We start from the raw sequence: 16,958 nt of genomic DNA, 5'->3' as shown, positions 1-16,958 counted from the left end.
CGACATTCTAACACAAAAAAATTAAAAATTACAGGCTCGGAACCTTATCCTGCCATGGGCTGATATCCTGAAACGCCTTGGATATTCTCAGCACCCCTACATCGTCGTAATGTCTTCCAACGATCTGCATCCCAATCGGCAGGCCATCTTTGCTGAATCCCGCAGGTATTGATGCTGCTGGCTGTTTGGTGAAGTTGAACGGATACGTGAAGGGCATCCAGCCTATTGGCGTGGTGGGCTTTCCTGCAATCTCATCTGGGCCAAGCTTGCCTATCTCAAAAGGCTTAACTGCAACTGTGGGTGTTATGAGAAAATCGTATTCATCAAACACCTTCCTGAGAGATCTCCAGAGCTCCATTTTCTTCTCTTCAATTTTGATGTACTCTCTGTAAGTTAAAGAGTCTGCAAGGGCGAAAAAGCCCAGATAGGGTGGAAACGTTATTTTCTTCCACTCCTCCATTCTCTCTCCCAGAAATGTGGTGACCTCTAAAACAACCTTTGTAACCAGGTCTGGCTCGAGACTGGGTGCAGAGACTTTTACCTCCTCAACCTCCCCGAATTTTTCAAGTTTGAACGCCGCCTTCCTCACAATTTCCTCAACCTCAGGATCAACGGTTGCATAACCCAAATCAGGAGAGTAGGCAATTTTTACGTTATCTGGAGGTTCTTTTATCGCCTCAAGATAACTTACTCCGTCATCAGGTAAAGACTGCATGTCTCTGCTGTCCCTCCCCTTCACAACATCGAGCATCAAAGCTGTGTCCTCCACATATCTGGTCAGAAATCCTTCAGAATGCAGGCCAACGAAAATCGGCAGGGCCGGATAGCACGGCACTCTTCCATAACTGGGTTTAAGACCATACAGACCACAGAACGAAGCTGGAATCCTTATACTTCCTCCTCCATCATTCCCACTCGCAACTGGAACCATTCCTGCCGCCACAGCAGCAGCACTACCACCACTGCTTCCTCCCACCGTCCTGGACAGATCCCACGGGTTTTTTGTAGGACCAAACATGGGATTGTCGGTGTAAGCAATCAGTCCAAACTCTGGCAGGTTGGTCTTGCCGACAATCACCGCCCCAGCCTTCTTAAGCCTCTCCACAAGCACAGCATCCTCTTCAGGCACATAGTTTTCGTAAAGTTTCGAGCAGTAAGTTGTCCTCAAACCCTTGGTTTCAACGTTGTCTTTAATCGCAACAGGCAATCCGGCAAGTGGGAGAGTCGTATCAACACTCTTTGCATCCTCCCTTGCCTTTTCATTCAGAGTCACAAACGCATTGATTTTAGGATTGAGTTCCTCTATTTTCGCCAGACACTCTTCGAGAATGTCCACTGGCTTTAGTTCACCACTCCTCAGCCTATCCACCATCTCAACTGCACTTTCCACAGCACCACCCCAAAATTAATTGTGTAATTTTAATCAGAAAACACTTTTAAAACATTTCTGATACCACTCCCCATGCTTTCAAAAATCGAAATCATGCTTCTTAAGTCGCTGGATACGGGGAAAATATACACACCCGAAGAGGCTGCTGAAATAGCAGGAATGAGCAGGGATGCTGTATTGAAGGCCGCATATCTTCTTCAGGATAAGGGTTATGTAAGGATAACTGAAAAATCTGAAGTCAGATTTAAAGTGACCGATGAGGGTGAAAAATACTGCAGAGAGGGTCTGCCAGAGGAAAAGCTGGCTTCACTCATTAAAGAGGGTGTTGAAAGTATTGACGAGCTTAGAGAAAAACTGGGAAGAGAATTTCAGATAGGACTGGGATGGCTGAGAAAAAAAGGTTTGGTCAAGATTGAGAAGGGCAAAATAAAACTGGTAAAGGAGCCTGCTTTTGAAGAAAAGGAAATTCTGAAGATGATAAAAGAAGGCAGAGCCCTTAAAACTGATGTCGTTAAGCCTCTGGAGAGAAGAAAGCTTGTTGGTAGAGATGAGCTGAAAAAGGTTTTAATTGAGATAGTTAAAAAACCGGAAATAGAGCTTCTGGATATAATAACCGACCTAACACCGGAAATGCTTCTGAATGGTAGCTGGAAAGGCAAGGAATTCTTGAAATATGACGTTTCAATCCCGTCGAAGGAAATTTACGGGGGAAAGATTCACCCATACGAGAGAATAATTGAAGAGTGCAGGAAGGTCTTTCTTGAAATGGGTTTCAAAGAAATTAAAGGCCACTACGTCCAGCCGGCTTTCTGGAATTTCGACGCCCTCTTCCAGCCTCAGGATCATCCCGCAAGAGACATGCAGGACACATTTTACCTCGATCGCTATGTCGATCTTGAAGGAGATATCGTCGAAAAAGTCAGGCAGACGCATGAAAATGGCTGGACCACAGGATCAACTGGCTGGGGTGGAGAGTGGAGTCTTGAAAAGGCCAGACAGCTCGTCCTGAGAACTCACACCACGGCGATAACCATTCATTATCTGGCAGAGAATCCCGATCCGCCCCAGAAGGCATTCTGCATCGATAGAGTTTACAGAAGAGAGACCATTGACGCCACCCACCTTCCTGAATTCGACCAGCTCGAAGGGGTCGTTCTAGACAGAGACGTGGGATTCAGGCATCTGCTCGGATTGCTTAAAGAATTCTTCACAAAGATGGGGTTTGAAGATGTCCGATTCAGGCCGGGATACTTCCCGTACACAGAGCCCAGCGTGGAGCCGGAAGTTTATGTTGAGGGGCTTGGATGGGTTGAGCTCGGCGGTGCAGGAATTTTCAGGAAGGAAGTTACAGAACCTCTCGGGATAAGGGGGAAGGTTCTTGCATGGGGTTTGGGTATAGGAAGGCTGGCCATGCTTAAAATAGGTCTGAAAGATCTCAGAAGACTGTATCTGCCTGATCTGGGATGGTTGAGGACTTTTCCAGCATCAAAGAAATAAAATGATTAATTATTTTTCAATAAATTTAAATTCCCTCGCCCAGCAAAGAAGGACTGAGGTGAAAAACATGGCTGAACAGGTAGTCTATGTCGGAAACAAACCCGTAATGAACTACGTGCTCGCAACACTGACCCAGTTGAACGAGGGCGCCACAGAGGTCGTGATCAAGGCGAGAGGTAGAGCTATCAGCAGGGCTGTTGATGTAGCAGAGATCGTCAGGAACAGATTCATGCCTGGAGTTCAGGTAAAGGAGATTAAGATAGACACGGAAGAGCTCGAATCTGAGCAGGGCAGAAGATCGAACGTCTCCACAATTGAGATTGTCCTTGCAAAGTAAACCTTCTTCTGGAAAAATTTTTAATTTTTTAGCTTGTTAAACCCTTCATGAACGTTGGATATCTCTGCACTTACACACCTAAGGAGCTGATTGATGCTGCTGGCTTTACTCCCGTAAGAATTTTTGCCGGTGGCGAGCAGATCAGTCTTGCTTCCGCCCACATTCAGAGTTACGCCTGTTCTCAGGCAAGAGGGAGTTTTGAAAGAGCACTGAGAGGGGAGCTGGACATACAGGCAGTGGTGTTTACGAGGTGCTGCGACACCCTCATGAGGCTGGCAGACATATGGGAGAGAAACACAGAAATGAAGGTCTACAACCTTGAATTTCCAACAAGGATTGATAGCATGAGCAAGGAGTACTATTTCAGGGAGCTACACGACCTGGTGGAAGTTTTAAAAAACTGGGGTGGAGAGGTCACAACTGACAGTCTGAATGACAGTTTAAAGCTTTACTCTGAGCTTGAGGAAAAGCTAAAAAGGCTGTTCGAGATCAAACCTGATTACGAGGTGGTGAGAAGAGTTCAGGAAATGAACGTCAGAGATGCCATAAAACTTGTTGATGAGAGGTTAAAGGTGGCGGAAAAATCTGCCGGGAGACCCAGAGTTCTGATTATTGGCAGTGTCTGTCCCTTTGTAGAGGTTTACAGGCTTTTTGAAGATGCAGGTTTTGCTTTAAAAGATGACATCTGCACGGGAACGAGGTTCTTCACCTTCAACACACCTCTGAGGGAAATTGAAAGCATCGAGGATGGTTTGAGGTTTCTGGTGGAAAAGTACTTCAATAAAGCCCCCTGTCCAACGAAACACTTTCCCAGCGACGAAAGATTTAACTACGTCCTTGAGATGGCGAAAGACTGCGACGGTGTTGTTTTCCTGCTTCTTAAGTTCTGCGAGCCCCAGTTCTACGACTATCCGCAGCTCAGGGAAGAGCTTGAGAAGATGGGCAAGAGTGTCATGCTGCTGGAACTGGAGTTTCCCATAGCATCATACGAACAGCTAAGGACCAGGATTGAGGCGTTCTACGAGGTGATAGCATGACACTGAAGAAGCTCAAATCCGCTGAGAGAATGAAACAGATAATGGGTGGCTACTATATGATGGGCAAGCAGGCAGAGGTTAACGCCTGGATAACCAGCGGTGCTCCCGTTGAGCTGCTCTATGCGATGGACATATACCCCGTCTATCCTGAGAACCACGGAGCTTTAATAGGCGCAGCAAAACAGGGTCCTTATTTCAGCGATTTTGCAGAGAAAAAAGGATTTTCGAGAGACCTGTGCTCCTACGCCAGATGCGACGTGGGTTGTGTTTATGCAGGGACGAGCCCCATAGGCGGGTTGCCAGAACCCACCTTCCTGTTTGCCTGTAACAACATCTGTAATACGGTTGTTAAGTGGTATGAGGTTCTGAGCAGAATCTTCAAGGTCCCCATTTTCATCCTCGACACCCCTTTCGTGAGAAAGGAGATAAAAGAGAGTTATGTCAGGTACGTTCACGACCAGCTTTACGAGTTCGTGGACTTCATGGAAAAAACCACTGGCAGAGAGATGAGCGATTTAAAGCTCAGGAAGACGCTGGACAGGTCGGCTAAGGGTGTTAACGCCTACTCTGAGGTGCTGAAAATGGCAAAGAACAGGCCATCTCCATTAACCTGCTTCGATGCCTTCATCAATATGGCCCCGATAGTCTGCCTTAGAGGAACGGACTACCCTATCGAATTCTACGCAGAGATGAGGAACGAGCTTGAGGAGAGAGTAAAGAGGGGAGAGGGAGCAGTCGAAAACGAAGAGGTAAGGCTTCTCTGGGACAACATACCCATCTGGTACAGGCTCAAGTGGCTGGCCGAGTTTTTTGCGGAGAGGAACGCATGTCTTGTCGCCGATACATACACCAACGCCTGGACGGGTTTTATTTCGATTGACAGGAGCGACATTTTCTGGAGCATGGCCGAAACCTACACCTACATCTACCTCAACATCGGACTTGAGCACATGGCGGATGCTATAAACAGGCTGATCGACTTCTACGATGTTGACGGTGTGGTTATTCACTCAAACAGAAGCTGTAAACCCTACTCTTTCGGACAGTATGAGCTGCAGAAAATGATTGATGTACCTTCGGTTGTGATCGAAGCGGACATGGTGGATTCAAGGGCATTCAGCGAGGCTCAGGTTGAAACGAGGCTAGAAGCATTCCTCGAGATGGTGAAGTGATTTCATGATTGCTGCAGGGATAGACGTTGGGTCTTTGACCGCAAAATGTGCCATAGTTAATGACGAAGAGCTAGTGGCCTACAGAATTATAAAGGTCACCCCTAATCTCGAGGAGACAGCAGAGAGGGTGTTTCATGACACCCTGAAGCTTGCAGGAGTCGTGAAGGATGATGTCGAGAGAATCGTCGCCACTGGTTACGGACGAAACAAGGTCAGATTCGCCGATAGAAAGATTACAGAAATAAGCTGTCACGCAAAAGGAGCGCTGTTTTTCATACCCACCGCAAGGACCGTCATAGATATAGGGGGACAGGACAGCAAGGTTATCGCAATAGCAAATGGCAGGGTTGCGGAGTTCGTCATGAACGACAAGTGTGCTGCAGGTACTGGCAGGTTCTTCGAGGTTATGGCTTCCGCTCTGAACCTGAAAATAGAGGAACTGGGAGATGTGGCCAGAAGGGCAAAAAAAGCTACGAAAATCTCCTCAACATGCACGGTGTTTGCAGAATCAGAAGTTATCAGCCATCTCGCCTCCGGAGAAAAAGTTGAGGATATTGTGGCAGGAATTCACGAGGCAATAGCATCCAGAATAGCCGCAATGGCACGGAGGGTGAGGGTTGAGCCGGACGTAGTTCTTACCGGGGGTGTGGCGAAAAACAGGGCGATGAAGATGGCTCTGGAAAAGGAGCTTGGTCTGGAAATCAAGGTTCCTCCTGAACCTCAAATAATCGGGGCTGTTGGCGCAGCCTTGTTCGCGCTGCAGTGAGTATGCCAGTTTCCGCCCTGTCATCACATAGAAAAATTAAACTAAAGTTGCTTCATCGTGTGGATCATTCTGTGGATGGTGGTGATGAACCCCAGTACCGCCACAATCCACAGAGTCAGGCTGTAGAGGGAAACATCTTTCCCCGTTGCAAAACCAAGCAGAAGTCCGGCCATGATGATTGCCAGTCTCGTGTCCCTTCCACCAATTCCAACCTTGCATTCAGCCCCTTCCGCCTCAGCCATAGCTCTGGTTATGCTTACGCCGAATGAACCCACCACAGCCATGAATCCGGCGAGCCACAGTTCCGAAGGAGCCAGATACACCACCCCTATGACTATGGCCGCATCAACGAACCTGTCAAAAACCCTGTCAAGGTATGCCCCGACCCTCGTAACCCTTCCCGTTAATCTTGCCAGATCGCCATCCGTACAGTCAAGGATTTGTGATATGAAGAGTGTGAGCACACCCCAGTATATTTCACCCGATGCTATGACTGCTGCTGCCCCGATTCCGACGAGGGTGGCCATTATGGTAACGGCATTCGGAGAAACGCCGGTTTTTGAAAGTATTTTTGCAAGAGGCTTAGAAAACCTCCGATAGACCAGTTCTGTCAGCAAATACTCCCATTTAATTTAAATCACCTCCTTATGGGTAATTTTAAATAACTCCCCTTTTAACATTTTTCATGGAGGCAGTAATACTTGCAGCGGGTTTTGGCTCAAGACTGGGTCATCACACCCGTGAAATCCCAAAAGCTCTCCTCAAAATAGGAAAAAAACCATTAATATATTACACCATCAACACACTGATGAAAAACGGAATTGAAGATGTAATCATAGTGACAGGACATAAGGGGTACGTGCTCAAGGACTATCTTTCCGGTTTCGACATGAATTTCAAGTTTGTGCACAACAGTCTGTACAAAAGAACAAACAACATATACAGCCTATATCTCGCAATGGACCACGTTAGTAGCGGATTTTACATTCTAAACTCTGATGTGCTTTTCCATCCAGAAATATTCACTTACATCCACCAAAACGAGGACGACAGCCTGGTTTTATCGGTTGACAACGTCAAGAAGCTTGGAGAGGAAGAGATGAAGGTACAGATCAGCGATGGAGTCGTGAAAAGAATCAGCAAGCAAATTCCACCGAACAAAGCAGATGGAGAGTATATAGGCATCGCAAAGGTTCACAGAAACACTGTTGACGACCTGAAGGAGCATGTTACGAAGGTCATGGATAAAAAGGGGAGAAAGGTATTCTATGAGGAGGCGTTTCAGTCGATGATGGATTCCGGTCATGAAGTGTACTGCGAGTTTACAAGGGGACTGCCGTGGATAGAAATCGACACGCCTTCCGATCTGATGGCTGCAAGATACGAAATTTTCCCGAACATAAAAGCTCCCGAAGGCCAGTAAGAATTTATATACCCCCCTCCAACTTTTGATATGGCAATCGGTTTTACTTTTACCGAGGAGCAGGAAGATATAAGGAGAGCTGCCAGAGAGTTTGCGGAAAAGGAGTTTACACCCGAACTGGCGATAGAGTGCGACAGAAATGAGAAGTTCCCATTCGAACTCTGGAGAAAGTGTGCAAAGCTGGGTTTTCATGCAGTGGACATACCAGAAGAGTACGGTGGAGGAGGTTACGGTCCAATAGAGAAAATGATAGTAATGGAGGAGTTTTCAGCCGTAAATCCCGGATTGGGGCTTGCCTGCCTCATCCCAACATTTGGCTTTGAGATCCTGAACCTGCATGGCAGTGAAGAACAGAAGGAGAAGTGGCTCCCGAAACTTGCGAGGGGAGATGTAATAATGGGAATGGCCAACACCGAACCCGACGCAGGAAGCGATGCGGCAAACATCAAGACGAGGGCAGTCAGAGAAGGAGATGAGTGGGTTATAAACGGAACAAAGCAGTTCATAAGCAACGGAACCATCGCAAACTTCCTGCTTGTGACTGCAAGAACGAGAGAAATGGATCCAAAGGCTAAGCACAGAGGGATATCTTACTTCATTGTCGAGACCGACAGAGAAGGGTACAAGGCAACCAAGATAACAGGGAAAATGGGTATTCGTGCAAGTGATACGGCAGAGGTGAGCTTCAATAACGTCAGAGTTCCGAATGAGAACCTTGTTGGTGAGGAGGGAAAGGGCTTCTACTACATGATGGAGTTCTTCGACATAAGCAGAGTCTGGGTTGCTGCTCAGGCAGTGGGGATAGCCAGGGGTGCACTCAAGCTTGTCGTTGATTACGTGAAACAGAGAAAGGCCTTCAATGTTCCACTCGCAGCATTCCAGTACATCCAGTTCAGACTGGCAGAGCTTGCAACGAAGGTTGAGGCAGCAAGAACTCTCGTATACAGAGCGGCAGCCGTGCAGGTCGAACAGGGTAAGCCAGACAACGCACTTTCTGCAATGGCTAAGTGGTACGCAGGAGAGGTCGCTGTTGAGACGTGCAACTGGGCTCTCCAGTTCCACGGTGGTTACGGTTATATAGATGAGTATCCGATAAATCAATTCTACAGAGACGCAAAAATAACGGAGATATACGAGGGCGCCAAGGAAGTCGAGAAGCTGATTATTGCGAGAAATCTGCTCGGTGTTAGATAATTCTTCACTTTTTAATTCACGGTTTCACCGCCTTCCCACCTTTTTTATCAGCAAAATCAGCGAGATCAGTGCCACAGCTATTATCCCCAGACCCACATATGTCGCATAACTCCTTTCCCTCACTATCACCGATATTCTATCTGTGGTGTCGATCTGGTCGGATAAGACCTTAACCGTAACTCTGTACTCACTTGGTTTTGCATTAGCAGGAACTTTTATCTTCAGATTCACAATACCATCGTCCCCCGGACCCAACACCGGGATTAGCTCGGGTTCCACCTTACCCTCCCACCCTTCGGGCAATTCCAGGTTAACCTTGACATTTGTCAGCTTGGCCCCTCTTCCAGCGTTTGTGACGTGTCCAGTTGCCTCAATCTCATCTCCCTGCGAGGCTGTAAGAGAATACTGCCCACCCTCCAGACTGAAATAAATTCTGAACTCCCCCACAACCGTAAGAGTTATTTTCTGCGTGGCCTCATACCTGCCTTTAGCCACTATTTCTGCCTGTATTTCCCCTGGCTCTGCGTTCGGTGGCACGTACAGTTCCAAGGTAAGGTCTTTTGATTCCCCAGGATCAACAAAAACCTCCGAAACTGCAAGATTTCCCTCCTTGAACGTGAACTTATAGTTGGCCGGCAAACCCTCCACACTCAGCACATAGCTGTCCTCAGCATATCCCCGATTTTCGAGTCTGATGCTGATGGTCGTAACATCTCCAATCGTCGCCGAAACTTTCGAACTGCCGACAGAGAGTTCGGCGTAATAAGCCTTTTTTTCAAGAAAAACAGTCCCCAGATCATTCGTTCTCCCCCCTTTGACCTTCACATCTCGCAAAGTCTTTTCGTAGTACCCGCCCTTTTCTATCCTGATATCATAATTTCCGGGTGAGATCTCGAATATTGCCTCACCATCACCTGACGTGAAAAACGTCTCGTTTCCAACGATTACTCTTGCTGCTGCAACTCCTGTTCCATCTTTATCCACCACTTTCAATCTCACCTCTCCTTTTTCTCCAGCGTGAGACTGTGTTATGTACACCTCCAGAGTCTCAACCTGGTTGTTAAACATCATCGAAACCCTGTACACTCCAACATCTGTCGAAGAATCCGTATCGATCCTGAACTTCAGCTCTCTTCGCTCATTCTTATCTAACACAATTTTGTAAACTTCACTATCCCCCTCATAAAAGCTGCATTCCCAGTTTTTTGGTGCTTTGCAGCTTAGGTTTACTCCGTAAGGTGCACTGAGGGTATTTTCGACACTCACATCCAGTTCGGCCACATCACCGGCCTCCATCTTCAGGCCCCTGATGTCCGAGGTTACCTCAAGCGGTTTGGCGGGATACGCTACCTTCAACCGGACACTGGTACTGCCATCCCCGTAAAGCGTGAGAAAGTACCTCCCCTCTTTTTCGGGAGCTACGAAAGAGAAATACACATCTACAGACTCGCTCGAATTTAACCTTATCGAACTAACTCTCTTGTTATCATAGTAAAAATATCCATCGATGCTTTCTCCACCGGAGAAATAGTAAGAAAGGCGTATTGTTTTCTCCTCGTTATCCTCATTTTTTACGGTGAGAGGCAATGTCACCTTCTCCCCTGGGGAAACCTGAATTTCGGAGATTATACACTCCACAGATCCTGTCAACAGTAAAGCAGCCACCAGAAAAAATATCCACCTCATAACTCTTCCCTCGTGAATCTGACGTATGTTGCTGTGAAGAGAGCAAGAGGTACAATTACAAAGCTGAGCGCACTTTTTGTTGTATCAACAGTTCCAAATATCGTGGACTTTTCAGCAGCAAAGGAAGAAACAAGCGCCATGTAGCTTTCCTGAGGAGAGAACAGCATGAGTGTGGACATTATTTCCTCCTGTCTTTGATAGTACTCCCTGCTCTCCTTTTCATACTTCTTCCACTCAGGGCTTTCGTGAATATTCTCATAGTAGGACGGGTCATTCACGGTGTAATCTATATCCGGCGGCTGAGGAGGAGGGCCGACAATTGCCTGTGCAATGAAAAAGCTGAATACAGGCAGAATTATCACAAGAAGAATGAATACGGCAAATGAGGCTGTCATGGCGTTGGAAGAGCTTTTGAGTATCGCAGAGAAAAAGAATGCAATTGAGAAGAATGTGAAGAGGTAAGCCACCGTGGTCAGCGAAAACTTCGCAAGGACAACCACATCGTTAAAGTCCGGAATGTACCCGTAGAAGGCTGCCGTCCCCACCATGACAAGAACCGTTATGAAGACTATGATGCAGATGGTTAGCAATGCGGCAATTGCCTTTCCCAGAACAATCTCATCCCTGAAAACCGGATGAGTGAGTAAGGTGCGTAGCGTTCCATTCTCTTTTTCCCTTGAAATTGCATCAAATCCCAATGCAAGTCCAAAGATTCCCCCAACAAGCGAAATAGATGAGGTGCCGAAATAACCGATAATTCCCCCTGTAGACACGACAGTTAACGATCCCATCTGAGTCGTGAACAGGAGATAGAGCAGAATCATTGCAGCAAGCAAAATTATGAATCTCTTGCTCGTTATCATATCTGCAAATTCCTTTTTTGCTACAATAATGGCCTTCAAGGTTTCACCCCACAATGCTGAAATAAACCTCCTCCAGAGTAGGTTCTCTGAGATGCAGTTCTTTCACAATATACCCGCTCTCGAAGAGGCGTTTTGAAATTTCAACCCTGCAGTCCCTCTCCACATCAATTACGAATGCATCCTGCTGTTCATCAAAGCTGACGTCTCCAAACTCCCTGAGCAGTGATTCATCCGCCTGAGGCTCTGTCTGAACTATTATGGACATTTTGCTGTTCAGCTTATCAATCCTGCCCGTTTTCAAAAGCCTCCCTTTGCTGATAATGCCAATACTCCTGCAAACCTCCCTGACCTCAGCAAGTATGTGAGAGGAAAAGAAGATCGTTTTTCCATCTCTGTTGAGGTTCCGAATTATTCTCCTGAAGTCGGCTATGCCTGAGGGGTCAAGCCCGTTTGTGGGTTCATCGAGGAAAACCACTTCCGGGTCGTTTATCAGGGCCTGTGCGAGAGCAAGCCTCTGCCTCATCCCTCTGCTGAACTCCTTCAGCTTCTTTTCAGCAGCATTTTCGAGTCCAACCATGGCAAGAAGTTCCTGCAGGTAATCTCTGGACCTGATCCCATAGAACTCAGCGTAGTAGGTCAGATTCTGCATTGCTGAAAGATTGTCGTAAAAGCCGTAATTTTCCGGGAGGTATCCGCAAACTTTTTTCACCTCAACCGGCTTTTCCTCCACATCTATTCCCAGGATTCTTATATTTCCGGAATCTGGTCTGATCAAACCAAGTGCAGCGTTAATTGTCGTCGTTTTTCCGGCGCCATTTGGCCCGAGAAAACCAAAAACGTCTCCCATCTCAACATGGAGTGTAAGATCGTCAAGAGCTTTGAACTCACCATAACACTTCGTCACACCCTCAATTTCTATGGCGTGCATTATCTCACCGTTGAATATAGGTAGCAATACTACAGGTTTATAAGTGTTTCGACTCACCAACATAACAACTATTGGTGAAAAAGTGAGAAGTGGGGCTACTCATACTCTATGGTTGCAGGAGGCTTGGGAGTGATGTCGTAAACAACCCTTGAGACTTTGTCTATTTCTCCGGTTATCCTCAGAGCAATTCTTCTCAGCCTTTCATAGTCGATGTTGAGCGGGTCGGCCGTCATCCCGTCTCTCGAACCCACAGCTCTTACGGCGATAACATAACCCCACACCCTGATATCTCCTTTCACACCGGTTGCTTTTCCAATCAAAGCTGCAAAACACTGCCATTTATCATAATCCTCAAGCTCCTCCTCAACTATTTTGTTCGCCTTCCTCACGACCTCAACCTTCTCCGGTGTGACCTCGCCAACGATTCTCACTGCCAGTCCTGGCCCCGGAAATGGCATTCTCTCCGAAATCTCTTTTGGCAGGCCGAGATATCTCGCCACCTCTCTGACCTCATCTTTGTAAAGCTCCCTCAACGGCTCTATGACATCCTTGAATCTGTAAGATGTTGGAAAGCCACCCACATTGTGATGGCTTTTTATTCCACCCTGGCTCTCGATTATGTCCGGATAAATCGTTCCCTGAATAAGATACTCTGCCCCGTGTTCTTCCGCGACCCTCTCGAAGATCCTGACGAATAGCTCTCCAACAACCTTTCTCTTCTCCTCCGGATCAGTTACCCCTTTCAGTGCTGCGAAAAACTCATCTTTTGCATCTATGAACACAAGCCCCATGTGACCGAAAATCTCCCTTATTCTCTCTGGCTCCCCCTCTCTCATCAGACCCGTGTCCACAAAAACCGGTATCAGCTTATCGCCGATGGCCCTGTGAGCGAGCACTGTGCATACAGAACTGTCAACTCCACCCGAAAGCGCTATTATTGCCTTTCCGACCCCAACCTTTTCTTTTATCTCCTTAATTGCATTTTCAACAAACTTCTCAACATCCATCGCAATCCCTCTTGTACCTCAACGCTGCACTCACAAAACCCACAAAAGGCGGAGAAGGGTTATAGGGACGAGACTTGAACTCAGGATGGAACTGGGTAGCAAAAAAGAATCTGTGCTCCGGCAACTCGGCGATTTCCATTCTTCTACCCCCATCAGAGTACGCACTGAATACAAGACCATTTTCCTCGATAACCGGAATGTACTCCGGATTAACCTCGTATCTGTGTCTGTGCCTCTCGTAGATTTTCTCCCTACCATAGAGCCGGTAGGCCATAGTATCGGGCTTGATTGTAACCTCTATATCTCCCAGCCTCATTGTTCCCCCCTTTTCCTCAATTTGCCTCTGCTCCGGCAGCAGATCTATAACCCTGTGCACACTCTCACCACTATCCTCAACAAGCTCGGAACTCGTTGCACCCTCCAGTCCAACGACATGCCTTGCAAACTCTATTACAGCAAGCTGGAATCCAAAGCATATTCCAAGAAACGGAATGTTGTTTTCTCTCGCATACTCTATGGCCCTTATTTTGCCTTCTGCCCCTCTCAACCCAAAACCGCCTGGAACCAGGATTCCATCTGCTTCGAACTCAAAATCACTGACGCTCTCCAAATCCTCGCTATCAACCCACACATAGTTTACTCTGCACCCTGCATAAATTCCACCATGTTTTAGAGCCTCTTTTATGCTCAAATATGCGTCTCTCACGTCAACATACTTTCCAACGATTGCTATTGTCACTTCCTCCTCCAGAGATCTGAGCTTTTCAACAATTCCATCCCATTTACCCGATTTTTCCCTGACCTCCAGCTTTAATTTGTTGAGCAGATACTCATCAAGCTTCTCTCGTTTGAAAATTAACGGCACCTCGTAGATATCTCCAGCATCCTCATTGCTGATCACGGCTTCAACAGGCACATCACAGAACAGCGAGATTTTCCTTTTCGTTCCATCCTTCAGCCTTTCCTTGCATCTTCCTACAATCACATCCGGATGCAGTCCGAGTTCTCTCAATTCCTTTACACTGTGCTGTGTCGGTTTCGTCTTCTGCTCACCGCCCGCATCGAGAGGAACAAGAGTGACGTGCACGAGAGCAAAATCCTCTTCTCTCTCCTCATTGTGCATCTGCCTTACAGCCTCCAGAAATGGCATCCCCTCGATGTCTCCAACAGTGCCACCAATCTCAACAAGGCAGATGTCCGCTCCGCTGTTATTTGCAACTCTCCTTATCCATCTCTTTATTTCATCAGTCACATGTGGTATTATCTGAACGGTCTGACCTAGGTAGTCCCCCTTTCTCTCTTTATCAATCACGCACCTGTAGATTTTTCCGGTGGTTATGTTATGATCCCCGGTTAGCTCCTCTCCAATAAAACGCTCGTAATGTCCGAGATCCAGATCGACCTCAGTTCCATCCTTCAAAACGTAAACCTCCCCGTGCTGAAATGGATTCATTGTGCCTGCATCTATGTTTATATAGGGGTCAATTTTTATTGGTACCACCTTGTAACCCATATCCACCAGAAGCCTACCGATCGAGGCTGCGGTGATGCCCTTACCAAGTCCGCTCATAACTCCGCCGGTAACCACAATATACTTCATTTTCTCAACTCCTCAGGTAACATGTTAAGTATTTTATTCTCAATGGGAAACTCGGCTTTGCACTGTTTACATCTCACCTTACCCGAAATAATTTCCTCCTCATCCTCTTCGTATACTTCAACTTCCAAATCGGACTTGCAGATCGGACATTCAAGAATTTCAAGAAGTCTCCTTCTCATGGTTGGTTCTGGACAGATGAGTAAATAACAATTTCCGCCGTACCTTTAAATACCGAAGATTTACCTCTCACCATGAACTTCACCAAAGAAAAAATTCAGATTCTTCTAATTTCATCCCTAACTTTCCCTTGGCTCGTTTCTCTACTCCTAAACATCCACTACTCTCCTTCAACTCAGGCCATGCTTTCAGGCCTGGCGGTTGTTGCAGCATCCTTTCTCATCTCATGGGCGGCCGAAACGGCGGAGATGGACGTTCCAAGGTCATTTAGTCTGGCAATGGTTGCATTGCTGGCAGTTTTGCCAGAATATGCGGTCGACGGTTACTTCGCCTACAAAGCTGGAACTGTTGGTGGCAGTTACGTACATTACGCAACAGCCAACATGACGGGAGCCAACAGACTTCTGATAGGAGTGGGCTGGAGCCTTGTTGCTTTCATTGCATTTGCCACCTCACGAAAGAGTGAGGTTCATCTTGACGAGGGTATAAGACTTGAAAACTTCTTTTTGCTGATGGCAACTCTTTACGCCTTCACCCTTCCTCTGAAAGGAAGCATTGGGATTGTCGATGTGGTTGTATTCGTCTCCATGTACATCACCTACATCTTCCTCTCAACAAAGGCTGAGAGAGAGGAGACTGTAATGGTGGGGGTTCCTGCATACCTGTGCAGTCTTAAGGAGAGTGTGAGGCGATCAACCGTAATTCTGCTGTTCCTCTTTTCCGGAGCAGTTATCCTGCTAAGTGTTGAAGCTTTCTCAGAAGGGCTTCTCGGAACGGCGAGAGAGTTTGGCATAGATGAATTCCTTGCCGTTCAGTGGATAGCTCCTCTCGCAAGCGAGTCGCCGGAACTGATTGTGGCGATTTACTTCGTCAGAAAACTCAGAGTTACCGCAGCCATGAACGCCCTGATCTCATCAAAAGTTAATCAGTGGACTCTTCTCATCGGTACAATTGCCTTGATTTACAGCATCTCAGCCTTAAAGCTTCAGAGTTTGCCCCTTGATCAAAGACAGAGCGAGGAAATTATGCTTACCGCAGCCCAATCACTCTTTGGGGTTGCAATACTGGCCGATTTAAAAATTAACCGGAAAGAAGCTTTTGCTCTCCTGTTTCTCTTTTTAGTTCAGCTCGTCCTGCCGGGAGTTGAAATCAGATACCTGATATCGATGGTCTACATAGCCCTATCAATACCGATTTTGCTTTCCAAGAGAAGCGAAATCGCAAGAAGTTTCAGGATGGTAAAAACGCTGTGGGACAGATAAATTTACCTTTTAACCCGTCTCAAAACTTCTTCTATTGGCAAGCTTTCGATTTCCTCGGCAAGTCTGAAGGCATCTTCAAGCGAATCATTCCTGATGAATCCCTCCTTTCTGAGTATTTTTCTCAACTGAACCTTCGCCTCGGAAATATCCCCGCCGACCTTAACAAACAGCAATACTGGCTTTCTCACCAGAACAGCCGAATATTCGTCAGTTGAAAATGCAAGCTCTTCGAGATCACATTTCTCGACAAATTCCTTTACCGCCATCAGATACAATCCCGCTATTCTGGAGTTACCCCTGACCTTCCCATCAACGATATATGCATACTCAGCTTGCATCAAGCACCTCCCTCAATCTTTTAAGACACCATCTCGTTCTTTCTTCCTCCACGAATGCCAGAACCGTCATTTTTTCATCCTTTCTGAAAATCACATATTCGTCATTAATTTTAATGTATCCATCATATCTCTCAGCAGGAACCAGAACGTCAATAATCTCTTTTATCTCTTTAGCTGAGTCTGGATCTATTCCAAGCACCGAAGTCTTTTCTCCGAACACGGCTGCCTTTTTCACCAGTATCATTCCAGACAGAGTTTTCGCATCCACCAGTATAGGAAGG

Annotated in this window: 18 protein-coding genes; 8 read left to right on the top strand and 10 right to left on the bottom strand. The window is 46.8% G+C overall.

Annotated features, from left to right (window positions below; all coding sequences use genetic code 11):
- Positions 1–28: 28 nt before the first annotated feature.
- Complete coding sequence (locus tag JFQ59_RS08195) at positions 29–1,390, bottom strand: amidase (RefSeq protein ID WP_202319937.1); 1,362 nt, start codon at positions 1,388–1,390, stop codon at positions 29–31.
- 72 nt (positions 1,391–1,462) lie between these two features.
- On the opposite strand from JFQ59_RS08195, the gene pheS reads away from it, so the two are divergent.
- The 5 genes from pheS (at position 1,463) to JFQ59_RS08170 (ending at position 6,199) form a co-directional block, all read left to right on the top strand.
- Positions 1,463–2,887 carry a phenylalanine--tRNA ligase subunit alpha gene (gene pheS, locus JFQ59_RS08190; RefSeq protein ID WP_202319936.1) on the top strand — a complete coding sequence of 475 codons (1,425 nt, stop codon included), beginning with the start codon at positions 1,463–1,465 and terminating at the stop codon, positions 2,885–2,887.
- A gap of 67 nt (positions 2,888–2,954) precedes the next feature.
- Positions 2,955–3,224, top strand: a complete 270-nt coding sequence (albA, locus tag JFQ59_RS08185; RefSeq protein ID WP_202319935.1) for a DNA-binding protein Alba — start codon at positions 2,955–2,957, stop codon at positions 3,222–3,224.
- 47 nt (positions 3,225–3,271) lie between these two features.
- Positions 3,272–4,261 carry a 2-hydroxyacyl-CoA dehydratase subunit D gene (locus JFQ59_RS08180; protein ID WP_202319934.1) on the top strand — a complete coding sequence of 330 codons (990 nt, stop codon included), beginning with the start codon at positions 3,272–3,274 and terminating at the stop codon, positions 4,259–4,261.
- The gene (locus JFQ59_RS08175; protein WP_202319933.1) at positions 4,258–5,433 is read left to right on the top strand and encodes a 2-hydroxyacyl-CoA dehydratase subunit D; all 1,176 of its coding nucleotides are present in this window, start codon (positions 4,258–4,260) and stop codon (positions 5,431–5,433) included. The genes JFQ59_RS08180 and JFQ59_RS08175 overlap by 4 nt, the downstream gene beginning before the upstream one ends.
- A gap of 4 nt (positions 5,434–5,437) precedes the next feature.
- Positions 5,438–6,199: an acyl-CoA dehydratase activase gene (locus tag JFQ59_RS08170; protein ID WP_202319932.1), complete on the top strand. Its 762-nt coding sequence runs from the start codon at positions 5,438–5,440 to the stop codon at positions 6,197–6,199.
- A 41-nt stretch (positions 6,200–6,240) separates the two neighbouring features.
- On the opposite strand, the gene JFQ59_RS08165 is transcribed toward JFQ59_RS08170, so the two are convergent.
- Positions 6,241–6,816 carry a CDP-alcohol phosphatidyltransferase family protein gene (locus JFQ59_RS08165; protein ID WP_230972402.1) on the bottom strand — a complete coding sequence of 192 codons (576 nt, stop codon included), beginning with the start codon at positions 6,814–6,816 and terminating at the stop codon, positions 6,241–6,243.
- A 68-nt stretch (positions 6,817–6,884) separates the two neighbouring features.
- Here JFQ59_RS08165 and JFQ59_RS08160 point away from each other — a divergent pair, with 68 nt between their 5' ends.
- Positions 6,885–7,622, top strand: a complete 738-nt coding sequence (locus tag JFQ59_RS08160) for a phosphocholine cytidylyltransferase family protein (RefSeq protein WP_202319931.1) — start codon at positions 6,885–6,887, stop codon at positions 7,620–7,622.
- Positions 7,623–7,652: 30 nt separating this feature from the next.
- Positions 7,653–8,816: an acyl-CoA dehydrogenase family protein gene (locus tag JFQ59_RS08155; RefSeq protein ID WP_202319930.1), complete on the top strand. Its 1,164-nt coding sequence runs from the start codon at positions 7,653–7,655 to the stop codon at positions 8,814–8,816.
- A gap of 24 nt (positions 8,817–8,840) precedes the next feature.
- Here the strand turns inward: JFQ59_RS08155 and JFQ59_RS08150 are convergent, their stop codons facing one another.
- The 6 genes from JFQ59_RS08150 to JFQ59_RS08125 all read right to left on the bottom strand — a co-directional run bounded on the left by JFQ59_RS08150 (position 8,841) and on the right by JFQ59_RS08125 (position 15,079).
- Positions 8,841–10,502 (bottom strand): COG1470 family protein, encoded by a 1,662-nt coding sequence (locus JFQ59_RS08150; RefSeq protein ID WP_202319929.1) that lies wholly within the window; start codon positions 10,500–10,502, stop codon positions 8,841–8,843.
- A complete protein-coding gene (locus JFQ59_RS08145; RefSeq protein ID WP_202319928.1) occupies positions 10,499–11,404 on the bottom strand; it encodes an ABC transporter permease in 906 nt (301 codons plus the stop codon). The genes JFQ59_RS08150 and JFQ59_RS08145 overlap by 4 nt, the downstream gene beginning before the upstream one ends.
- 4 nt (positions 11,405–11,408) lie before the next feature.
- Positions 11,409–12,293, bottom strand: coding sequence for an ABC transporter ATP-binding protein (locus JFQ59_RS08140; RefSeq protein ID WP_202319927.1), 885 nt, complete (start codon positions 12,291–12,293; stop codon positions 11,409–11,411).
- Positions 12,294–12,388: 95 nt separating this feature from the next.
- Complete coding sequence (gene guaA / locus JFQ59_RS08135) at positions 12,389–13,300, bottom strand: glutamine-hydrolyzing GMP synthase (protein ID WP_202319926.1); 912 nt, start codon at positions 13,298–13,300, stop codon at positions 12,389–12,391.
- On the bottom strand, positions 13,290–14,900 hold the full coding sequence (gene pyrG, locus JFQ59_RS08130) for a glutamine hydrolyzing CTP synthase (RefSeq protein ID WP_202319925.1): 1,611 nt from the start codon (positions 14,898–14,900) through the stop codon (positions 13,290–13,292). The genes guaA and pyrG overlap by 11 nt, the downstream gene beginning before the upstream one ends.
- A complete protein-coding gene (locus JFQ59_RS08125) occupies positions 14,897–15,079 on the bottom strand; it encodes a methytransferase partner Trm112 (protein ID WP_202319924.1) in 183 nt (60 codons plus the stop codon). Before JFQ59_RS08125 ends, pyrG begins: the two co-directional genes overlap by 4 nt.
- Positions 15,080–15,151: 72 nt before the next feature.
- On the opposite strand from JFQ59_RS08125, the gene JFQ59_RS08120 reads away from it, so the two are divergent.
- Positions 15,152–16,339: a sodium:calcium antiporter gene (locus tag JFQ59_RS08120; protein ID WP_202319923.1), complete on the top strand. Its 1,188-nt coding sequence runs from the start codon at positions 15,152–15,154 to the stop codon at positions 16,337–16,339.
- Between the two features lie 2 nt (positions 16,340–16,341).
- Here JFQ59_RS08120 and JFQ59_RS08115 read toward each other — a convergent pair whose 3' ends face one another.
- Both JFQ59_RS08115 and JFQ59_RS08110 read right to left on the bottom strand, forming a co-directional pair.
- Positions 16,342–16,677: a hypothetical protein gene (locus tag JFQ59_RS08115; protein WP_202319922.1), complete on the bottom strand. Its 336-nt coding sequence runs from the start codon at positions 16,675–16,677 to the stop codon at positions 16,342–16,344.
- Positions 16,667–16,945, bottom strand: a complete 279-nt coding sequence (locus JFQ59_RS08110; protein ID WP_202319921.1) for a hypothetical protein — start codon at positions 16,943–16,945, stop codon at positions 16,667–16,669. Before JFQ59_RS08110 ends, JFQ59_RS08115 begins: the two co-directional genes overlap by 11 nt.
- Positions 16,946–16,958: the final 13 nt, after the last annotated feature.

The sequence above is a fragment of the Archaeoglobus neptunius genome (assembly GCF_016757965.1).
GTDB lineage: Archaea > Halobacteriota > Archaeoglobi > Archaeoglobales > Archaeoglobaceae > Archaeoglobus > Archaeoglobus neptunius.
The sequence above is the reverse complement of the archived record's forward strand: the minus strand, read 5'-3'. Positions and strand labels throughout refer to the sequence as shown.

Coding starts and splice junctions, on each gene's coding strand:
- pheS (WP_202319936.1), top strand. CDS start 1,463: ATGCTTTCAAAAATCGAAATCATGCTTCTTAAGTCGCTGGATACGGGG.
- albA (WP_202319935.1), top strand. CDS start 2,955: ATGGCTGAACAGGTAGTCTATGTCGGAAACAAACCCGTAATGAACTAC.
- JFQ59_RS08180 (WP_202319934.1), top strand. CDS start 3,272: ATGAACGTTGGATATCTCTGCACTTACACACCTAAGGAGCTGATTGAT.
- JFQ59_RS08175 (WP_202319933.1), top strand. CDS start 4,258: ATGACACTGAAGAAGCTCAAATCCGCTGAGAGAATGAAACAGATAATG.
- JFQ59_RS08170 (WP_202319932.1), top strand. CDS start 5,438: ATGATTGCTGCAGGGATAGACGTTGGGTCTTTGACCGCAAAATGTGCC.
- JFQ59_RS08160 (WP_202319931.1), top strand. CDS start 6,885: ATGGAGGCAGTAATACTTGCAGCGGGTTTTGGCTCAAGACTGGGTCAT.
- JFQ59_RS08155 (WP_202319930.1), top strand. CDS start 7,653: ATGGCAATCGGTTTTACTTTTACCGAGGAGCAGGAAGATATAAGGAGA.
- JFQ59_RS08150 (WP_202319929.1), bottom strand. CDS start 10,502: ATGAGGTGGATATTTTTTCTGGTGGCTGCTTTACTGTTGACAGGATCT.
- JFQ59_RS08140 (WP_202319927.1), bottom strand. CDS start 12,293: ATGCACGCCATAGAAATTGAGGGTGTGACGAAGTGTTATGGTGAGTTC.
- guaA (WP_202319926.1), bottom strand. CDS start 13,300: ATGGATGTTGAGAAGTTTGTTGAAAATGCAATTAAGGAGATAAAAGAA.
- pyrG (WP_202319925.1), bottom strand. CDS start 14,900: ATGAAGTATATTGTGGTTACCGGCGGAGTTATGAGCGGACTTGGTAAG.
- JFQ59_RS08125 (WP_202319924.1), bottom strand. CDS start 15,079: ATGAGAAGGAGACTTCTTGAAATTCTTGAATGTCCGATCTGCAAGTCC.
- JFQ59_RS08120 (WP_202319923.1), top strand. CDS start 15,152: ATGAACTTCACCAAAGAAAAAATTCAGATTCTTCTAATTTCATCCCTA.
- JFQ59_RS08115 (WP_202319922.1), bottom strand. CDS start 16,677: ATGCAAGCTGAGTATGCATATATCGTTGATGGGAAGGTCAGGGGTAAC.